This is a genomic window from Kitasatospora sp. YST-16, from assembly GCF_026802215.1.
Taxonomy (GTDB): Bacteria; Actinomycetota; Actinomycetes; order Streptomycetales; family Streptomycetaceae; genus Kitasatospora; species Kitasatospora cineracea.
This window is the reverse complement of sequence record NZ_CP113837.1, coordinates 710,681-728,645: the sequence shown is the minus strand read 5'-3', so window position 1 is coordinate 728,645 and position 17,965 is coordinate 710,681. Positions and strand designations below refer to the sequence as shown.

18 protein-coding genes and 1 riboswitch are annotated in these 17,965 nt (G+C 74.0%); of the genes, 12 read left to right on the top strand and 6 right to left on the bottom strand.

Annotated features, from left to right (window positions below; genetic code table 11):
* Positions 1–90: 90 nt before the first annotated feature.
* Positions 91–1,083 (bottom strand): cytochrome c oxidase assembly protein, encoded by a 993-nt coding sequence (locus OU787_RS03365; RefSeq protein WP_051817171.1) that lies wholly within the window; start codon positions 1,081–1,083, stop codon positions 91–93.
* Positions 1,084–1,224: 141 nt separating this feature from the next.
* Here OU787_RS03365 and OU787_RS03360 point away from each other — a divergent pair, with 141 nt between their 5' ends.
* Positions 1,225–2,610 carry an FtsW/RodA/SpoVE family cell cycle protein gene (locus OU787_RS03360; RefSeq protein ID WP_030461398.1) on the top strand — a complete coding sequence of 462 codons (1,386 nt, stop codon included), beginning with the start codon at positions 1,225–1,227 and terminating at the stop codon, positions 2,608–2,610.
* A 39-nt stretch (positions 2,611–2,649) separates the two neighbouring features.
* Here OU787_RS03360 and OU787_RS03355 read toward each other — a convergent pair whose 3' ends face one another.
* Positions 2,650–3,240 carry a TetR/AcrR family transcriptional regulator gene (locus OU787_RS03355; RefSeq protein ID WP_030461399.1) on the bottom strand — a complete coding sequence of 197 codons (591 nt, stop codon included), beginning with the start codon at positions 3,238–3,240 and terminating at the stop codon, positions 2,650–2,652.
* 121 nt (positions 3,241–3,361) lie between these two features.
* Here OU787_RS03355 and OU787_RS03350 point away from each other — a divergent pair, with 121 nt between their 5' ends.
* Entirely contained in the window at positions 3,362–4,474 is a 1,113-nt protein-coding gene (locus OU787_RS03350; RefSeq protein ID WP_030461400.1) for an ABC transporter permease, read from the top strand.
* Positions 4,471–5,121, top strand: coding sequence for an ABC transporter ATP-binding protein (locus OU787_RS03345; protein WP_030461401.1), 651 nt, complete (start codon positions 4,471–4,473; stop codon positions 5,119–5,121). Before OU787_RS03350 ends, OU787_RS03345 begins: the two co-directional genes overlap by 4 nt.
* Positions 5,122–5,321: 200 nt before the next feature.
* On the opposite strand, the gene OU787_RS03340 is transcribed toward OU787_RS03345, so the two are convergent.
* From OU787_RS03340 to OU787_RS03330, 3 genes are all read right to left on the bottom strand, one after another.
* Positions 5,322–6,716 carry an FAD-dependent oxidoreductase gene (locus OU787_RS03340; protein ID WP_030461402.1) on the bottom strand — a complete coding sequence of 465 codons (1,395 nt, stop codon included), beginning with the start codon at positions 6,714–6,716 and terminating at the stop codon, positions 5,322–5,324.
* 185 nt (positions 6,717–6,901) lie between these two features.
* The gene (locus OU787_RS03335; protein WP_030461403.1) at positions 6,902–7,540 is read right to left on the bottom strand and encodes an MSMEG_1061 family FMN-dependent PPOX-type flavoprotein; all 639 of its coding nucleotides are present in this window, start codon (positions 7,538–7,540) and stop codon (positions 6,902–6,904) included.
* 46 nt (positions 7,541–7,586) lie between these two features.
* A complete protein-coding gene (locus tag OU787_RS03330; RefSeq protein ID WP_030461404.1) occupies positions 7,587–7,835 on the bottom strand; it encodes an SCO4226 family nickel-binding protein in 249 nt (82 codons plus the stop codon).
* Positions 7,836–7,985: 150 nt separating this feature from the next.
* A riboswitch (FMN riboswitch) is annotated at positions 7,986–8,113 on the top strand.
* Positions 8,114–8,295: 182 nt separating this feature from the next.
* Between OU787_RS03330 and OU787_RS03325 the strand changes: the two genes are divergently transcribed.
* From OU787_RS03325 to OU787_RS03285, 9 genes are all read left to right on the top strand, one after another.
* The gene (locus OU787_RS03325; protein ID WP_030461405.1) at positions 8,296–8,955 is read left to right on the top strand and encodes a riboflavin synthase; all 660 of its coding nucleotides are present in this window, start codon (positions 8,296–8,298) and stop codon (positions 8,953–8,955) included.
* A gap of 56 nt (positions 8,956–9,011) precedes the next feature.
* Positions 9,012–9,602 (top strand): nicotinamide mononucleotide transporter family protein, encoded by a 591-nt coding sequence (locus OU787_RS03320; RefSeq protein ID WP_268661797.1) that lies wholly within the window; start codon positions 9,012–9,014, stop codon positions 9,600–9,602.
* Positions 9,599–10,867, top strand: coding sequence for a bifunctional 3,4-dihydroxy-2-butanone-4-phosphate synthase/GTP cyclohydrolase II (locus OU787_RS03315; RefSeq protein WP_268658484.1), 1,269 nt, complete (start codon positions 9,599–9,601; stop codon positions 10,865–10,867). Before OU787_RS03320 ends, OU787_RS03315 begins: the two co-directional genes overlap by 4 nt.
* A 90-nt stretch (positions 10,868–10,957) precedes the next feature.
* Complete coding sequence (ribH, locus tag OU787_RS03310; RefSeq protein WP_268658483.1) at positions 10,958–11,455, top strand: 6,7-dimethyl-8-ribityllumazine synthase; 498 nt, start codon at positions 10,958–10,960, stop codon at positions 11,453–11,455.
* Between the two features lie 179 nt (positions 11,456–11,634).
* Entirely contained in the window at positions 11,635–11,907 is a 273-nt protein-coding gene (locus OU787_RS03305) for a phosphoribosyl-ATP diphosphatase (protein WP_030461409.1), read from the top strand.
* Positions 11,908–11,948: 41 nt separating this feature from the next.
* On the top strand, positions 11,949–12,797 hold the full coding sequence (hisG, locus tag OU787_RS03300) for an ATP phosphoribosyltransferase (protein WP_268658482.1): 849 nt from the start codon (positions 11,949–11,951) through the stop codon (positions 12,795–12,797).
* Positions 12,798–12,852: 55 nt separating this feature from the next.
* Positions 12,853–13,308 (top strand): PH domain-containing protein, encoded by a 456-nt coding sequence (locus tag OU787_RS03295; RefSeq protein WP_030461411.1) that lies wholly within the window; start codon positions 12,853–12,855, stop codon positions 13,306–13,308.
* A 208-nt stretch (positions 13,309–13,516) separates the two neighbouring features.
* Complete coding sequence (locus OU787_RS03290; protein ID WP_268658481.1) at positions 13,517–14,854, top strand: hemolysin family protein; 1,338 nt, start codon at positions 13,517–13,519, stop codon at positions 14,852–14,854.
* Positions 14,851–15,900, top strand: a complete 1,050-nt coding sequence (locus tag OU787_RS03285; RefSeq protein WP_268658480.1) for a hemolysin family protein — start codon at positions 14,851–14,853, stop codon at positions 15,898–15,900. Before OU787_RS03290 ends, OU787_RS03285 begins: the two co-directional genes overlap by 4 nt.
* Before the next feature lie 62 nt (positions 15,901–15,962).
* On the opposite strand, the gene OU787_RS03280 is transcribed toward OU787_RS03285, so the two are convergent.
* On the bottom strand, positions 15,963–17,795 hold the full coding sequence (locus tag OU787_RS03280) for an AAA family ATPase (protein ID WP_268661796.1): 1,833 nt from the start codon (positions 17,793–17,795) through the stop codon (positions 15,963–15,965).
* Between the last annotated feature and the right edge of the window lie 170 nt (positions 17,796–17,965).

The following is a 17,965-nucleotide window of genomic DNA, read 5'->3' as shown; positions in this document are numbered from 1 at the left end:
CCCGGACTCCGGGAGGCGCATTCCCCGGCGCGGCGCGGACGGCCCGTGAGCTGCGTCGCACCCCGCCGCCCGGCCGACCGGCCGGCGAGGTCAACCGCCGTAGCGGTGGCGGAGGTTGGGGTCGTCCAGCCACCAGGGCCGGTCCCCGGCGGGGGCGTCGGTCCCGGCCGCCACGGCCGTCGCCGCCGCCACCGCCCTGGCCTCCTCCACCGCGTCCAGGGCGGCGTCCACCGCCGCCGTCTCGGCGCGCCCGGTGACGATCAGGCGGCGGATCAGCGCGCACAGAAAGGGCAGGCCGACCAGGTCGCCGAGGATCCAGATCGCGTTGCCGCCGACGAACTGGTCGCGGGCGAGCGTCGGCCCCCAGTCGCGGGCCAGGCCCGCGTAGTACGGCTCGGCGATCACGTGGCCGCCGTACAGCAGCACCAGGGCGAGGGCGGCGTCGAAGACCACCTCGACGAAGGTGATCACCACGCCGATCATCAGCGGGTACGCGTGCGCGACCGGGTCCAGCTGCAGGCGGGGCCAGAAGTAGAGCAGGCCGATCAGCACCAGGACCAGGTGGAAGGCGGTGTTCCCGAGCGGGTCGGTCAGCGTCCGCCCGTACAGCGGCGTGAAGTACAGCAGCCAGGGCGGCGCGACCAGCAGCACGGTGGACACCAGCGGGAACATCAGCACCCGGGAGGTCCGGCCGGACAGCGCGGCCCGCAGCCGGGCGCGGCCCGCCGCCGGCAGCGCGTCGGCCAGCAGCGAGACCGGCGCGCCCAGCGCGAGCAGCATCGGCACCAGCATCAGCAGCAGGACCAGCTGCACCGCGCGGTCGGTGAACAGCACCCGCTCGTACGCGCCGAGGCCGGAGCAGGTGGTCCAGACCCAGACCGCCAGCCCGCCCAGGAACGCCGCGGTGCGGTGCCAGGGCCACGGGCCGTCCCCGTCGGCCCCGCCGGTGCGACGGCGGCGGCGGACGCCGGCCAGGTAGCCGGCCGCGAGCAGCGCGGACAGGGCGGCCACCGCCGGTTCCAGGGTCCAGGTGTCGGCCAGCGCCGACCAGTGCCAGGGCGCGACGGCCGCGGGGTGGGTCATGCCGGTGGTCCTCCTTCGGGCGGCGGTTGCCGAGAGCGGGGCCCAGCCGGGACCCGGGCGCCGTCGCGGGCCCGGCCCGCAACCGCGGACCCGGTTCCGACGTCTACACCGCTGTAGAATCTACCGAGTGGGGGAGCCAGGGTGGAAACCGCCCCGCGCAGCGCGGGCCGACGCCGCGCCGCACACCGCCGTCGCCGCGAACTCGCCCTGCTGCTGCTCGCGGTGGCGGTCTGCCTGGCGGCCTGGACCGGCGCGAGCCTCGCCCTGCGCGACGCCCTCCCGCCCGGCCTGCTCCCCTACGGCGCCGGCCTCGGCGCGCTCGCCCTGCTGCTGCACCTCGCCGTCCGCCGCTTCGCCCCGTACGCGGACCCGCTGATCCTGCCGCTCGCGGTCTTCCTCAGCGGCTTCGGACTGGTCCTGCTCGACCGCCTCGACTACTCGTACAAGCTCTGGCACGCCGACAAGGGCGACTGGCAGAAGCTCCCCGCCGCGCCCGGCCAGGTGCAGTGGACGGTGATCGCCGCGCTGCTGGCCGTCGGCGTGCTGGCCGCGGTCCGGCACCACCGGCTGTTCCAGAAGTACGTCTACCTGATCATGACGGGCGCGCTGGTGCTGCTGGCCGCGCCCGCGTTCTTCCCCGGCGACAGCTTCGGCGCCAAGCGGTGGATCCGCCTCGGCGGGCTCTCCTTCGAGCCCGACGAGTTCGTCAAGGTCGCCATCGCGGTCTTCTTCGCCGGCTACCTGACCGCCAACCGGGACGCCCTCGCGCTCACCGGCCGCCGGGTCTGGGGCCTGCAACTGCCGCGCGGCCGCAACCTCGGACCGGTGCTGGCGATCTGGGCGGTCAGCCTGCTGGTGCTGGTCTTCGAACGCGACCTCGGCACCTCGCTGATCTTCTTCGGCGTCTTCGTGGTGATGCTCTACACCGCCACCGAACGCACCGGCTGGGTGGTCATCGGCCTGCTGATGGCCGTCGGCGGCGCCGCCGTGGTCGGCGACCTCGAACCCCACGTGCACGGCCGGGTCGAAGCCTGGCTGCACCCCCTCGACATCTACCGGCCCGTCCACGACCCGGCCCTGATCTCCCAGCAGCCCGCCCAGGCGCTCTTCGGCCTCGGCTCCGGCGGCGTCCTCGGCACCGGCCTCGGCCAGGGCCGCCCGTTCCTGATCGGCTTCGCCGGGCGCAGCGACTTCATCTTCACCACCATCGGCGAAGAGCTCGGCCTGGCCGGCTCGATGGCCGTCCTGCTGCTCTACGGCCTGCTGGTGCAGCGCGCCCTGCGCACCGCCGTGGCCGTCACCGACCCGTTCGGCAAACTCCTCGCCACCGGCCTCGCCGCCGCCCTCGCCCTCCAGGTCTTCGTCGTGGTCGGCGGCGTCACCGGCCTCATCCCGCTCACCGGCAAGGCCCTGCCCTACCTCGCCGCCGGCGGCTCCTCCCTCACCGCCAACTGGCTGCTGACCGCCGTCCTGATCAAACTCTCCGACGCCGCCGGCCGGGCCGAACTGGAACCCGCCCCGGCCTGACGGACGCCGAGTCCCGTGCGGTACGGGGCACTCGACCGGTCAGTTCGGCCGGAGGGCCGCCAGTGAGGCCACCGCCAGCGCGGTGGCCCGTTCGGTGGTCGGCCGGTACGGGGCGCCGGACTCCAGGGCGGTGACGGCCGCGTTCACCAGGCCCTGGAGCAGTTGCGCGGTGCGCAGCGGCGCCCGGTCGCCGAGCTCGGAGAGCGCGGTGACCAGCGGCGACAGCAGCCTGCGGTGGGCGTCCCCGGCGGCCTCGCGCAGCGCCGCCGCGTCCCGGTCGCCGGCCAGCGCGCGGGCGATCCGGTGCTCGCCGTCCCGCACCAGCTCGCACTGGGCGCGCACGTACGCGGCGACCTGCTGCTCGGGGGTGCGGGCGGCGGCCATCGCGGCGGCGATCCGCTCGGTCCACCGCGGGGTGGACTCGTGCACGACGGCGGCCAGCAGCGCGGCCCGGTCCGGGAAGTACTTGTACACGCTGTTGCGGGCCAGGCCGGTGCGACGGGCGACGGCGGCGAAGGTCACCGCGGCGCCGTCGCCCTCGGCCTCCAGCAGTTCGCGGGCGGCCGTGACCAGCGCCCGGTACTGCTGGGCGCGGTGGTCGGCGACGGTGGAGGCACTGATCTTCGGCACCCGCCCAGTCTAGGAGCAGGCCCCGTCGGTCCCGTCGGCCCGGCCGGGGCCCCGGTTTGGGGACAGTGCGTCGCCATGCCCTATGTTGGGGACGCATCGTCCCCATCCTGGAAGGAGCACGGTGTACCTCGCCCTGCTCGAACTCAAGGCCGCCCGCGGCCGTTTCCTGCTCATGGGCTGCGTCGTCCTGCTGGTCGCCGCCCTGGTCGGGATCGTCTCCGGATTCACCACCGGCCTCGGCGACGACACGGTCTCCGCCCTGCGCCGCCTGCCCGCCACCCACCTGGCGTTCTCCCCGGACGCCGGGACCGACCAGTTCGCCCGCAGCCTCGTCCCCGCCGAGACGCTCGACCGCTGGCGCCGGCAGCCCGGCGTCCGGGCCGCCCCGCTCGGCGTCTCCCTCACCCGCGGCACCACCGACCGGCACACCGAGGTCGACCTCGCCGCGTTCGGCGTCGAACCCGGCTCCTTCCTCGACCCCGGCGCCGAGGACGGCCAACGCCTCGGCGGCGACGACCAGTTGGTCATCTCCCGGAAACTCGCCGAAGAGGGCGTGCGGATCGGCGACACCCTCACCGTCGACCGGCTCGGCATCGCCCTCAAGGTCACCGGCATCACCGGCCGCTCCTCCTACGGCCACGTCCCGGCCGGCTACGTCACCACCGCCACCTGGCAGCGCATCCGCTTCACCACCCCCGGCGCCACCACCCCCGCCACCGCCCTCCCGCAGCAGTACGCCGCGATCGCCCTGCAGGCCGACGGCGGAGCCCGACTCGCCGACGCCGACCACGAGTTCGGCACCCGCACGCTCACCGTCGAGCAGGCGTACGCGGCCGCCCCCGGCTACACCGGCGAACGCGTCACCATGACGTCCATCCAGTTCTTCCTCTACCTGATCGCCCCGCTGGTGGTCGGCGCGTTCTTCGGCGTCTGGACGGTCCAGCGCCAACCCGAACTCGCCCTGCTGCGCGCCATGGGCGCCTCCCGCCGCCGCCTGCTCGGCCACACCCTCGCCCAGGCCGCCGCCGTCGTCCTCGGCGGCACCCTGGCGGGCGCCGCGCTCGCCTCCGCGGTCGGCCTGCTGGTCGGCACCGAAGTCCCGTTCAGCCTCCCGGGGTTGTCCCTCGCCACCACCATGGGCGCCGTCGCCCTCGCCGCCCTCGCCGGGGCCGCCCTCACCCTCCGCCGGGTCGCCAAGGCGGACCCGATGACCATGCTGGGAGCCGGACGATGACCGAACTCACCCTGCGCGGCGTGAGCGTCGCCCTCGGCCACGGCGACGCCCGCACCCCCGTCCTGCGCGCCGTCGACGCCACCTGCGCCCCCGGCGTCCTCACCGCCCTGGTCGGCCCCTCCGGCTCCGGCAAGTCCACCCTGCTCGCCGTCGCCGGCGCCCTGCTCCGCCCCGACGCGGGCCAAGTCCTGCTCGGCACAACCGATTTGGCGGCCCTCGGCGACGCCGAACGGGCCCAGGTCCGACGCGAACGGATCGGCTACATGTTCCAGAGCGGCAACCTGCTCACCGGCCTCACCGCCGTCGAACAACTCCTCGCCGCCGCCTCCGTCGCGGGCCGCCCCGCCAGGCGGCTGCGCGCCGCGGCGGAACACGCCCTCACCGAAGTCGGCCTCGCCCACCGCCTCCACCACCGCGCCGACCAACTCTCCGGCGGCGAACGCCAACGCGTCGCCCTCGCCCGGGCCCTCTTCCTCGAACCCGACCTCCTCCTGATCGACGAACCCACCGCCGCCGTCGACCGTTCCCAAGCCGCGACCCTCACCACCCTCATCGCCACCACCGCACAACGCCGCCACTGCGCCGCCCTGGTCGCCACCCACGACCCGATCGTCGCCGAGACCGCCGGAGCGACCATCACGATGTGAGATGTGAGATGTGAGGCGAAAGGCGAAAGCAGGGGCGCGGGGAACTGCGCGGCCAAGCAAGCACGCACAGCCAGATCGCCTCGCAGGACAGCCACTTGCACTATCCCGCGAACTTGCTGACGTGCGACTCCCGCCGCGCGCAGTTCCCCGCGCCCCTGCTTTCGCGCCCGTCGCTTTCGCGTCCGTCGCTTTCGCGCCCGTCAGCGCGCAGCGCTGTTGCGTTCCGCAGACCTCTCGCTGCGCGAAGCGTCCAGCATCCCCACCCGCTCGACGACCTTCACCCGCTCGCGGCCCTCGGCCGCGCCGAGGGCCTTCTCGTGGGCGTCCAGGTGGTGCCAGCCCTCCCAGGTGGTGAAGTCGACGCCGCGGGCGCGCAGGAAGTCGAGGACGGCGTCCTCGGCGGGTTCGGCCGCCTCGCGGAGCAGACCCGCGGCGTGGTCGGCGACCAGGCAGGCGACGGTCTCGTTGGCGTCGCCCTTGGTGTGGCCGATCAGGCCGACGGGGCCGCGCTTGATCCAGCCGGTGACGTAGACGGAGGGCAGGTGGGCGCCGTTCTCCTGGACCCGGCCGGCCTGGTGCGGGACGGTCGAGGTGAGGGCGTCGAAGGGCAGCTTGGGCAGTTCGTCGGAGCGGTAGCCGACCGCCCGGTAGACCGCCTGGACGGGCCACTCGCGGAAGGTGCCGGTGCCCACCGTGTTGCCGGTGCCGTCGAGTTCGGTGCGCTCGGTGCGCAGCGCGACGACGCGACCGTCCTCGCCGAGCACCTCGACCGGGTTCTCGAAGAAGTGCAGGTGGATGCGGTGCGGCCGGTCGCCGATGTCGCGGATCGCCCAGTTCTCCAGCGTCGAGGCGACCATGTCGGCCTGCTTGTTGGCGCGCCGGGTGGCGATCGAGCCCTCGTCGTAGTCGATGTCCTCGGGGTCGACGACGACCTCGATGGTGGGGGAGTGGTCGAGTTCGCGCAGTTCCATCGGCGAGAACTTGGCCTGGGCGGGGCCGCGCCGGCCGAACACGTGCACCTCGACGGCGCGGTTCGCGGCCAGGCCCTCGTACACGTTCGGCGGGATCTCGGTGGGCAGCAGCTCGTCCGCGGTCTTGGCGAGGACGCGGGCGACGTCGAGCGCGACGTTGCCGACGCCGAGGACGGCGACCTGTTCGGCCTCCAGCGGCCAGGTGCGCGGGACCTCGGGGTGGCCGTCGTACCAGGAGACGAAGTCGGCGGCGCCGTAGGAGCCGTCGAGCTCGATGCCGGGGATGTTCAGGTCGCGGTCGGCCTCGGCGCCGGTGGCGAAGACCAGGGCGTCGTAGAAGCGGTGCAGTTCGTCGAGCGAGAGGTCGCCGGGGTAGTCGACGTTGCCGAGCAGGCGGACCTGGGGCTTGTCGAGGACCTGGTGGAGGGCGGTGACGATGCCCTTGATCCGGGGGTGGTCGGGGGCGACGCCGTAGCGGATCAGGCCGAAGGGGGCGGGCAGGCGTTCGATCAGGTCGATCGAGACGCCGGGCGCGGCGGCGAGGTCGGACTTCAGCAGCGCGTCGGCGGCGTAGATCCCGGCGGGGCCGGAACCGACGATGGCCACCCGGACGGGGCGGGGCATGGGCAGGTACTCCTGTTCGACTCGGGGCGCGTACCGCTCAGCCTTCCGGCCGGCGGGCGCGCCCGGTACGGTGCTCCGGCTTATGTCGTCATAAGCCGAAACTATGGCCCCCCAAAGTTCCGCCTATGCGGAAACCCCGTTCCCCCAGCATGCACCAGCCCCCGCGCAACCCCCGCGGTCCCTGCTCACTCGTAGCGCAGCCGCAGCGACTCCTCCTCGGCGGCCACCACCTGCTCCAGGGTGAGCGCCGGATCGCCCAGGTGGGAGAGGGTGATCTCGGCCGAGCTGGGCGCCGCGTCCGCGGGCAGCCAGCGTTCGGGGCGCCAGGCGGCCGAGCGCAGCAGGGCCTTCGGGCAGTGCCCGTACACCTCGTCGGCGGCCACCACGATCGCGGTGCGCGGCGGCTTCCCCACCGGGGTCAGCCGGGCCAGCAACTCGGGGTCCTCGCTGACGCAGGCCCGCCCGTTGACCCGCAGGGTGGCCTCCCGGCCGGGGACGACGAAGAGCAGCCCGGCCTTCCCGGTGGCGGCGATGTTGTGCAGGCTGTCCAGCCGCCGGTTGCCGGTGGCGTCGGGGATCGCCAGGGTGTGCTCGTCCAGCACCGCGACGAAGCCGGGCGGGCCGCCGCGGGGCGTGGCGTCGCAGTTGCCGTCGGCGTCGGCGGTGGCGACGAACACCAGGGACGAGCAGCCGATCAGCCGGCGGGCCGCCTCGTGCAGGTGGTCCACCTGCTTGCGCCGCACCATCGCGCTCGGCTGCTCGTACAGGGCCCGCAGGCGGGCCGGTTCGCGGATCGCGTCCGCGGCGAGGGCGTCGAAGATCACGTGTCCCGACGCTACCGCCGCTCACGCCCCCGTCGGCAGGGGGGTCTCAGACCTGCAGCGGCACCGGGTGCACCTCGTCCGCCGGGTGTCCGGTGCGCTCGTGCACGCGCTGCACGGCCTCCCGGGACGGGGCGGAGGACAGGCAGTAGACGGTGCCCGAGTCCGGGTCGGCCCAGGCCTGCCGGAACTCCACGCCCTCCTCGCCCTGCGCCGCGAGGTCCGCCTCGTGCGCGGCCTTCAACTGCTCGGCGGTGATGCCCGCCATCCCGTGGTGGACGTCCATGAACATCGCCATGGCGGATTCAACTCCTCGGCCGGGAGCCCTCCGTACGGAGAACTATTCCCCTCCACGGTGCGCCGCCGACGTGAACCAGGCCACAGGGCACGTCCTTGCGGCCGGACCACCCGCGCGTGCAACAATGTGGATGCAGTACCAGTGACGTTCAGCGCACTCCGGGGTCGGTGAAAATCCGAACCGGCGGTTACAGTCCGCGACCCGTCCGCAGCCAGCGGCCGGTTGACCAGGTGAAATTCCTGGACCGACGGTTAAAGTCCGGATGGGAGGCGTGCGCGGCGGATCAGGCGTGTCATCACCGCGGCCCACCCGAGGGCCGGGGTGCGGAGCAGGACGGCAGCGAACCCGTGCCGGGCGAGGACGCCCAGGCATCCCGGGGGAGCCGCGTCCGGCATGCCGTCCGCAGTCAACTCCCATGAGCCGCCCCGGAGTCCGCGCCCCAAGCGCGAGGAGAACCCGGGTGTTCACCGGCATCATCGAAGAGCTCGGCGAGGTCGTCTCCATCGAGGAGATCGGCGAGTCCTCCCGAATCCGCCTGCGCGGCCCCGTCGTGACGGCCGACGCCCGGCACGGCGACTCCATCGCGGTCAACGGCGTCTGCCTCACCGTCCTCGACGGCAACGAGCAACTCGCCGACCGCAACGGCGAGTTCAGCGCCGACGTGATGCGCGAGACGCTGCAGCGCTCCAGCCTCGGCGTGCTGCGCCCCGGCTCCCGGGTCAACCTGGAACGGGCGATGGCGCTCGGCGCCCGGCTCGGCGGCCACCTGGTGCAGGGGCACGTCGACGCCACCGGCACGCTGCTCTCCCGGGAGCCCGGCGACCTCGACGCGGACGGGAATCCGCGCTGGGAGGTGCTGCGTTTCACCCTGCCGCAGCCGATCTCGCGCTACCTGGTGGAGAAGGGGTCGATCACCGTGGACGGAGTGAGCCTCACCGTCGTCGAGGCGGCCCTCGACTCGTTCACCGTCTCGCTGATCCCCGCCACGCTGGAACTCACCACGCTGGGCGCCAAGCAGGTCGGCGAGCCGGTCAACCTCGAGGTGGACGTCCTCGCCAAGTACGTCGAGCGGCTGCTCGACACCCGTGCCCTGCCCGAGACCCCGGGGAGTTCGAAGTGAGCGCGTTCGGAGACCTGGCCTTCACCGCCTTCGGCGAGCACGTGAAGGTCGCCGACATGACCGGCAACCTGATCGGACTGGCCGGCCTGGCCCTCGGCTGGCGCCGCTCGGTGCTCACCTGGCCCGCCCAACTGCTGGCCGGCGCGGTGCTGATCACCGCGTTCCTCGGCGGGCAGGTGCCCGGCCTGATCGGCAAGCAGGTGATCGTCATCGTCGCCGCCGTCTGGGGCTGGACGCAGTGGAGCCGCGGCCGCCGGGACACCGGCGAGGTCGCGGTGCGCTTCGCCGGCTGGGGCGAGCGGGCCGTGCTGGTGGTCGCCACCGCGGCCGGCACCGCCGCCGTCGCCGCGCTCTTCCACGCCTTCCCGAAGCTGTCCTGGAACCCGCTGCTGGACGCGTACATCTTCGTCGGCACGCTCGCCGCGATGTACGCCCAGGCCCGCGGCTGGGTCGAGTTCTGGTTCGCCTGGCTCGCCGTCGACCTGATCAGCGTCCCGTACTCGTACACCCACGGCTACGTCTTCTCCGCGCTGACCTTCAGCATCTACTTCGTCCTGGTGGTGGCCGGCCTGGTCAGCTGGTGGACGAAGGCCCGCGCGTCCCGGCCCGCCCAGTCCGCCCCGTCCGCCAAGGGAGTCACCGCATGAGCACCGAGCCCGCCGCCCAGCCGCTCGCCCTCGACCCGGTCGAGCGGGCCGTCGCCGACATCGCGCTCGGCCGCGCCGTGATCGTGGTCGACGACGAGGACCGCGAGAACGAGGGCGACATCGTCTTCGCCGCCTCCGCCGCCACCCCCGAACTGCTCGCCTTCACCGTCCGCTACTCCTCGGGCGTGATCTGCGTCCCGATGACCGGCGCGGAGCTGGACCGGCTCGAACTCCCGCCGATGACCCGGGTCAACCAGGACCGCAAGGGCACCGCGTACGCCGTCTCGGTGGACGCCCGCGACGGCGTGGACACCGGCATCTCGGCCGCCGACCGGGCCCGCACCGTCAAGCTGCTCGCCTCCGCCGGCACCTCGCCCGCCGACCTGACCCGCCCCGGCCACGTCTTCCCGCTGCGCGCGGTCGAGGGCGGCGTGCTGGTCCGCCCCGGCCACACCGAGGCCGCCGTCGACCTGGCCCGGCTGGCCGGCCTCCCGCCGGCCGGCGGCATCGCCGAGGTGGTCAACGACGACGGCACCATGGCCCGGCTGCCCGAACTGCACGCCTTCGCCCGCGAGCACGGCCTGGCGATCATCTCGATCGAGGACCTGATCGCCTACCGCCGCCGCACCGAACTGCACGTCGACCGCGCCGCCGTCACCCAACTGCCCACCGAGCACGGCGAGTTCACCGCCGTCGGCTACCGCGGCACGATCGACGGCACCGAGCACCTGGCCCTGGTGGCCGGCGGCCTGGACGCGGACGGCCGGCTCCCCGACGGCGAGGACGTCCTGGTCCGGCTGCACTCCGAGTGCCTGACCGGCGACGTGTTCGGCTCGCTGCGCTGCGACTGCGGCCCCCAGCTGCAGACCTCGCTGGCCGCCGTCGCCGAGGCCGGCCGCGGCGTGGTGCTCTACCTGCGCGGCCACGAGGGCCGCGGCATCGGCCTGGCCCACAAGCTGCGCGCCTACCAGCTGCAGGAGCAGGGCCTGGACACCGTCGACGCCAACCTCGACCAGGGCCTGCCCGCCGACGCCCGCGACTACTCGATCGGCGCGCAGATGCTCACCGACCTCGGCGTCCGCTCGCTGACCCTGCTCAGCAACAACCCGGCCAAGCAGACCGCGCTCACCGAGTACGGCCTCAAGGTCGCCGCCCGCCGCCCGCTGCCCACCGCCGCGGGCGAGCACAACCTGCGCTACCTGCGCACCAAGCGCGACCGGATGGGCCACGACCTGCCGTGGCTCGACGACGACGACGTCAAGTAAGCGCCGCCGCAAGCCCCTTGACCGCACGTCAGCAACGAACACCAGCAACGCACGTCAGCAACGAGCAGCAACGAACAGAGGAAGACGAACATGGCCGGCCACGGAGCCCCCGTCCTGTCCCCGGAGACCCTGGAGAGCACCGCCGACCTGCGGGTCGCGGTGGTCGCCGCGCAGTGGCACCAGCAGGTGATGGACGGCCTGCTGGACGGCGCCCGGCGCGCCCTGGCGGAGCTCGGCGTGGACGGCGGCGCCACCGTGCTGCGCGTCCCCGGCACCTTCGAGCTGCCGGTCGCCGCCAAGCGGCTGGCCGACGCCGGCTACGACGCGGTGGTCGCGCTGGGCGTGGTGATCCGCGGCGGCACCCCGCACTTCGACTACGTCTGCCAGGGCGCCACCCTCGGCCTGACCCAGGTGTCGGTGGACACCGGCGTCCCGGTCGGCTTCGGCGTGCTCACCTGCGACACCGAGCAGCAGGCGCTGGACCGGGCCGGGCTGCCCGGCTCCGCCGAGGACAAGGGCCACGAGGCGGTCACCGCGGCCGTGGCCACCGCCGCCGCGCTGCGCGCCCTCGCCAAGGCCCGGGGCTAGCCCCGCGCCGGGGCCCCGGGCCCGAGCCCGCGCCGGGTCCGAGCCCGCGCCGGGTCCGAGCCCGCGCCGGGCCCGGGCCCGGGGCCGGGCCTCCGGGGCCGGCCGGCCGTCCATCCGACTGTCCACGGTGCGAAACCGTTTACCGTCCGTCAGCCCGCACCCCGTAAGGTGAGCTCATCATGGCTTCCAAGACATTCGAGGAGCTCTTCACCGAGCTCCAGCAGAAGGCCGCCACCGGCGACCCCGCGACCTCCCGCACCGCCCAGCTCGTGCAGCAGGGCGTCCACGCGATCGGCAAGAAGGTCGTCGAGGAGGCCGCCGAGGTCTGGATGGCCGCCGAGTACCAGTCGCCCGAGGAGGCGGCGGAGGAGATCTCGCAGCTCCTCTACCACGTCCAGGTGATGATGCTCGCCCGCGGGCTGACGCTCGAAGACGTCTACAAGTACCTCTAGCCCCACCTCCATTGATCGCCAACGCGAAGGGTTCGCCTCTCATGCTCCGCATCGCCGTCCCCAACAAGGGTTCGCTCTCGGGTCCCGCGGCGGAGATGCTCCATGAGGCCGGCTACCGGCAGCGCAAGGAGGCCAAGGAGCTCGTCCTGGTCGACCCGGACAACCAGGTCGAGTTCTTCTTCCTGCGCCCGCGCGACATCGCCGTCTACGTCGGCTCCGGCCGGCTCGACGTCGGCATCACCGGCCGCGACCTGCTGCTCGACTCGGCCTCCGAGGCCGAGGAGGTGCTGGCGCTCGGCTTCGCCGGCTCGACCTTCCGGTTCGCCCGGCCGGTCGGCGCCGAGATCGCCGGGGTCCAGGACCTGGACGGCCTGCGGATCGCCACCTCGTACACCGGCCTGGTCGAGCAGCACCTCGCCGAGCACGGCGTGAAGGCCACCGTCACCAAGCTGGACGGCGCCGTCGAGACCGCCGTGCACCTGGGCGTCGCCGACGTGATCGCCGACGTGGTGGAGACCGGCACCAGCCTGCGCAACGCGGGCCTGGAGGTGTTCGGCGACCCGATCCTGGTCTCCGACGCCGTGGTGATCCGCCCCAAGGGCGCCGGCGAGGACGCCTCGGTCGAGCAGTTCCTGCGCCGCCTGCAGGGCGTGCTGGTGGCCCGCCGCTACGTGCTGATGGACTACGACATCCGGGCCGGGAAGGTCAGCGAGGCCGTCGCCCTCACCCCGGGCCTGGAGTCGCCGACCGTCTCGCCGCTGCACACCGAGGGCTGGGTCGCGGTCCGCTCGATGGTGCTCCGCAAGGAGGCGCAGCGGATCATGGACGACCTGTGGGCGATCGGCGCCCGCGCCATCCTGGTCACCAACATCCACGCCTGCCGCATCTGACCCGCCACCGGACGGGGGCCGCCACCCCTGGCCCCCGTCCCCCCTGGAGCCACCCGTGTCCACCGCCACCCCCGTCGCCCTGCCCGTGACCTGGGCGCCCCGCCGCAACCGCGCCGTGCTGTACGCGCTGTGCGCCGTGATGCTGGTGCTGTTCTCCGTGCTCGCCGTGGTGCTCCCGGAGAGCTGGCAGTTCAACGACCGGGTGATGATGGCCTGCTCCGGCGTGCTGTTCGCCGCGGTCGGCCTGATGCTGGCCCGCCCCAAGGTGGTCGCCGACCCCGAGGGCCTGACGGTGGTCAACTTCGTCCGCAGCCGCCGGCTGTCCTGGGCCGAGGTCGTCCGGGTCAACTTCAAGGCCGGCGACCCCTGGGTGATGCTCGACCTCGCCGACGGCACCGCGCTGGCCGCGGTCGGCATCCAGCCCGGCGGCGGCCGCGCCCAGGCCATCGCCGCCGCCCGCAGCCTGCGCGACCTGGTCGAACAGCGCGGCAGCGGCGCCCGGCAGGGCTGACACGCCCCCGGACGGACGGGTCGAACGGGCCCGGAGAAGCGTTCGGGTATCGTCTACGCTGGTAAAACCGCGGCAAAGCCCCACCACAGGTCCGGGCTTCCCGCCTCCACCCGCGACCAGAGGAGTGACACCTCCCCTCGATGGACGACCCGTCCGGTAGTACCAGCGCCGCCACGCACGTTTCCAGCCGGGGAAGGCGGGCGGCCCGATGACCACCGCCTGGCTCCTGCTGCTCGCGGCCTTCCTGCTCATCCTCGCCAACGGCCTGTTCGTGGCCGCCGAGTTCGCGTTCGTGACCGCCGACCGCGGCACCGTCGAACGCGCCGCGGCCGCCGGCGACCGCAAGGCCGCCAGCCTGTCGAAGGCCCTGCACAAGCTGTCCTTCCAGCTCTCCGGCGCCCAGCTCGGCATCACCATCACCTCGCTGGTGGTCGGCATGCTCGCCGAACCGGCGCTCTCCACCCTGCTCAAGCCGGTGTTCACCGCCGTCGGCCTGCCCGACTCGGCGGCCCGCGGCACCGCGGTCCTGGTCGGCCTGGTGCTGGCCACCGTGATCCAGATGGTGATCGGCGAACTCGTCCCGAAGAACTGGGCGATCTCCCGCCCGATGCAGGTCGCCCACGCCGTGGTCGCCCCGCAGCGCGCCTTCTCCGCGGTCTGCCGCCCGCTGATCGCCTTCCTGAACGGCTCCGCCGACCGGATCGTCCGGGCCCTCGGCGTCGAACCGCAGGAGGAGCTCGGCCACGCCCGCACCGCCGACGAGCTCGTCGCCCTGGCCCGGCACTCCTACCAGGCCGGCGTCATGGACGAGCAGTCCACCGCGCTGTTCGTCCGCACCCTGGGCCTGCGCGAGCTGACCGCCGAGTCCGTGATGACCCCGCGGATCGACGTCGCCGCCCTCCAGGAGGACGCCACCGCCACCGACGTGCTCAACCTCACCCGGGCCACCGGCCTGAGCCGCTTCCCGGTGTACGCCGACAGCCTCGACGAGGTCACCGGCACCGTCACCCTCAAGGACGCCCTCGCCGTCCCCGCCGGGCGCCGCGACCACACCAGGGTCCGCCACCTGGCCGCCCCGCCGCTGCTGGTCCCCGAGACCATGCCCGCCGAACGGCTGCTCGACCTGCTGCGCGGCCGCGAACCGATGGCCGTGGTGGTCGACGAGTACGGCGGCACCGCCGGCGTCGCCACCATCGAGGACATCGTCGAGGAGGTGGTCGGCGAGGTCCAGGACGAGCACGACCCCGCCGACACCCCCGACCTGCGCCCGCTCGCCCCGCGCGACGGCCTGCCGGTCTGGGACGCCGACGGCCGGGCCCGGCTCGACCAGCTCGACAGGATCGGCCTGCACGCCCCCGACGGCCCCTACGAGACGCTCGGCGGCCTGCTCGCCGACCTGCTCGGCAAGCTCCCCGCCGTCGGCGAGCGCGCCCACCTGCCCGGCTGGGAGCTGACGGTCACCGCCGTCGACCGGCACCGCACCAGCCGGGTCGAGGTCCGGCGCGTGCACGACGAGGACCACGAGGACCAGGACAACCACCGATGAGCGCCCTGCAACTCGCCTTCTCGCTGCTCCTGCTGCTCGGCAACGCCTTCTTCGTCGGCGCCGAGTTCGCCGTCATCTCGGTGCGCCGCAGCCAGATCGAACCGCTCGCCGAGGCCGGCGACAAGCGCGCCCGCACCGTGCTGCACGCGCTGTCCAACGTCTCCGCGATGCTGGCCGCCGCCCAACTCGGCATCACCGTCTGCTCGCTGCTGCTCGGTGCGCTCGCCGAACCCACCATCGCGCACCTGCTGGAACCCGCCTTCCACGCGCTCGGCGTCCCCGACTCGGCGATGCACCTGCTGAGCTACGTCATCGCGCTGAGCATCGTGGTGTTCCTGCACATGGTGATCGGCGAGATGGTGCCGAAGAACCTGGCGCTGGCCGGACCGGAGAGGGCCGCGCTCTGGCTCGGCCCGCCGCTGGACCGGCTGGCCCGCTGGCTCGCCCCGTTCATCTCCTTCCTGAACGCCTTCGCCAACGGCGTGCTGCGGCTGTTCCGGGTCGAGCCCAAGGACGAGGTCGACTCGGTCGCCACCAGCGAGCAGATGCTGCTGATGCTCACCGACTCCGGCGAGGCCGGCCTGCTCGACGACAGCCGCCGCGAACGCCTGGAGGACGCCCTGGAGATGGGCAGCCGCCCGGTCACCGAGGTGCTGCTCGCCCCCGGGCAGCTGGTCACCGTCGGCCGCGAGGTCACCGGCGAGGAGATCCAGCGCCTCGCGGTGCGCACCGGCTTCTCCCGCTTCCCGGTCGCCGACCGGGACGGCACCGTGCTCGGCTACCTGCACGTCAAGGACTCGCTGGAGGTCGACGACCTCGCCGCCCCGATCCCGGACCGGCTGTGGCGCCCGATCACCGTGCTGCGCTCCGCCCTGCCGCTGGACGACGCGCTCGCCGTGATGCGCCGCGCCGCCGCCCACCTGGCCGCCGTGGTCGACCCCGACGGGCGCCAGCTCGGCCTGGTCGCCCTGGAGGACGTCCTGGAGGAACTGGTCGGCGAGGTCCACGACCCCGACCACCGCCCGCCCGCCGCCACCGCCCGCTGACCCCGCCCGGACGGCCGGACCCCCACCGCGAGGGGGCCGGCCGTCCGGCCGTCCGCGGGCCCTCAGGCCCGGCCGTCGATCAGCTCGCCGTACGCCTGGAGCAGGTCCGGCAGCCGCAGCGTCGAGAGGTCCTCCCGGGACGGGGTGCCGCGCTGGCCGGACAGCCGCAGGTCCCGGTAGGCGCAGGACTTCTCGTACAGGGTGCGGATGAACCGGCCGTTGCCGAGCTGGTCGATCCAGCCCTCGGCGACCACGTGCCCGCAGATCGAGGCGAGCTCCTCGGCGGCGTCCACGTCCCAGCCGTCGCCGTCCGCCCGGGCCAGCTGGGCGCCGATCTCGGCGAGCTCGCCGGGCCGGTAGGACGGGAAGTCGACCCGGGTGGTGAAGCGCGAGTTCAGCCCCGGGTTGGTGGCCAGCAGCCGGTTCATCCCCTCCGGGTAGCCCGCCAGGATCACCACCAGCCGGTCCCGGTTGTCCTCGGCCCGCTTGAGCAGCACCTGCAGCGCCTCGTCGCCGTACGCGTCGCCCTTGCTGTAGCCGGAGTTGGCCAGCGAGTACGCCTCGTCTATGAACAGCACGCCGTCCAGCGCCGAGTCGATCAGCTCGTTCGCCTTCACCGCGGTCTGGCCGAGGAACTCGCCCACCAGGTCGGCGCGTTGGGCCTCCACCAGGTGGTCGCCGGAGAGCAGGCCGAGGGCGTGGAAGACCCGGCCGAGGATCCGCGCCACCGAGGTCTTGCCGGTGCCCGACGGGCCGGAGAAGACGAAGTGCCGCTTCGGCGGCTGCACCGGCAGCCCCCGGTCGGCGCGCAGCCGGGCCATCCGCAGCTGCGCGGACAGCGCCCGCACCTGGCGCTTGACCGGGTCGAGGCCGACCATCTCCTCCAGTTCGGCCAGCGCCTGGTCCAGCTCCAGCCGGGCGGCCGGCGCCGGGTTCGGCCCGGCGGGCGGGATCGCCTGCGCCACCGGCCAGTTGCCCAGCCGCGGCGCCGGCGGCGAGGTGCCCGGGGCCCGCTCGGCCAGCCGCGCCCGGCCCGGCTCGGCCGCCCCCGGCTCGTCGTCCTCCTCCTCCGCGCACGCCTCCTCGCTCACCCCGCCGGACCCGCCGCGGGACTCCGGCTCCGGCCCGGCCGGCGGCGCGGGCACCGCCGCGCCCCGGTACTCGCCGAACGCCTCGCCGTCCAGCAGCCCGTCCTCGGCGGCGATCGCCGCGAGCCGCTGCTCGGTGTCCATGAACGCCGGGTCGGCCCGGTGCACCGCCCGGTACAGCGGCAGCGCCGCCGCGCTGCGCCCGGCACCCTCGTACGCCCGGGCCAGCCAGTAGCGCAGCTCCTTGCGCTGCGGCTGCTCGGAGCGGCAGCGGGCCAGCGAGGCGGCCAGCGGGCGCTGGGCCTGCGCGCACATGTCGAGGCGGACCCGCGCCATGCCCGCGAACAGGCCGGCCTCGATGCCCAGCACCGGGTCGTCCAGCAGGCGGTCGGTGTCCCGGATCAGCTGCTCCCAGTCCTTGAGCAGGTAGGAGCGGCAGGCGTGCAGGAAGCGCACCGCGGGCTCCTGCTCCGGGGCCGGACAGGCCGTCAGGGCCTGCTCCAGCTCGGCCAGGTGACGGCCGTCCAGCCAGTGCGAGGCGTGCGCCAGCGCCAGGTCCTGCGGGGTCTCCAGCACCGGCTGCACCCACCAGCCCAGCCAGTACCAGGAACTGAGCGGGCGGCGGTGGCGCTCGCGCTGCTCGCCGAAGCGGTCCCGGTGCCGGTGCATCGCCAGCAGGGCGCCGGCGGTGTCGCTGCGCAGCGCGTGCAGGCCGAGCCAGGCGTCGGCCATGCCCGGGTCGACGTAGACCGCGGCCCGGAACTCCTCCTCCGCGCGGGCGTACGAACCGGCCGTGTAGGCGTCCATGGCCCGCGACCAGGCGCGGTCGGCGTCCGGATCCGGACCCGCCGCGGCGGAACCCTTGCCGCCCGAACTCTCCACCGTCACTGACGCCCCCCGCCAGACCTCGGGGCGCTCCTCTGCGCGCCTGCGTGGCATGGTACCGGCGCGGCGCTGATCCGTAAGGGTGCCGCGCG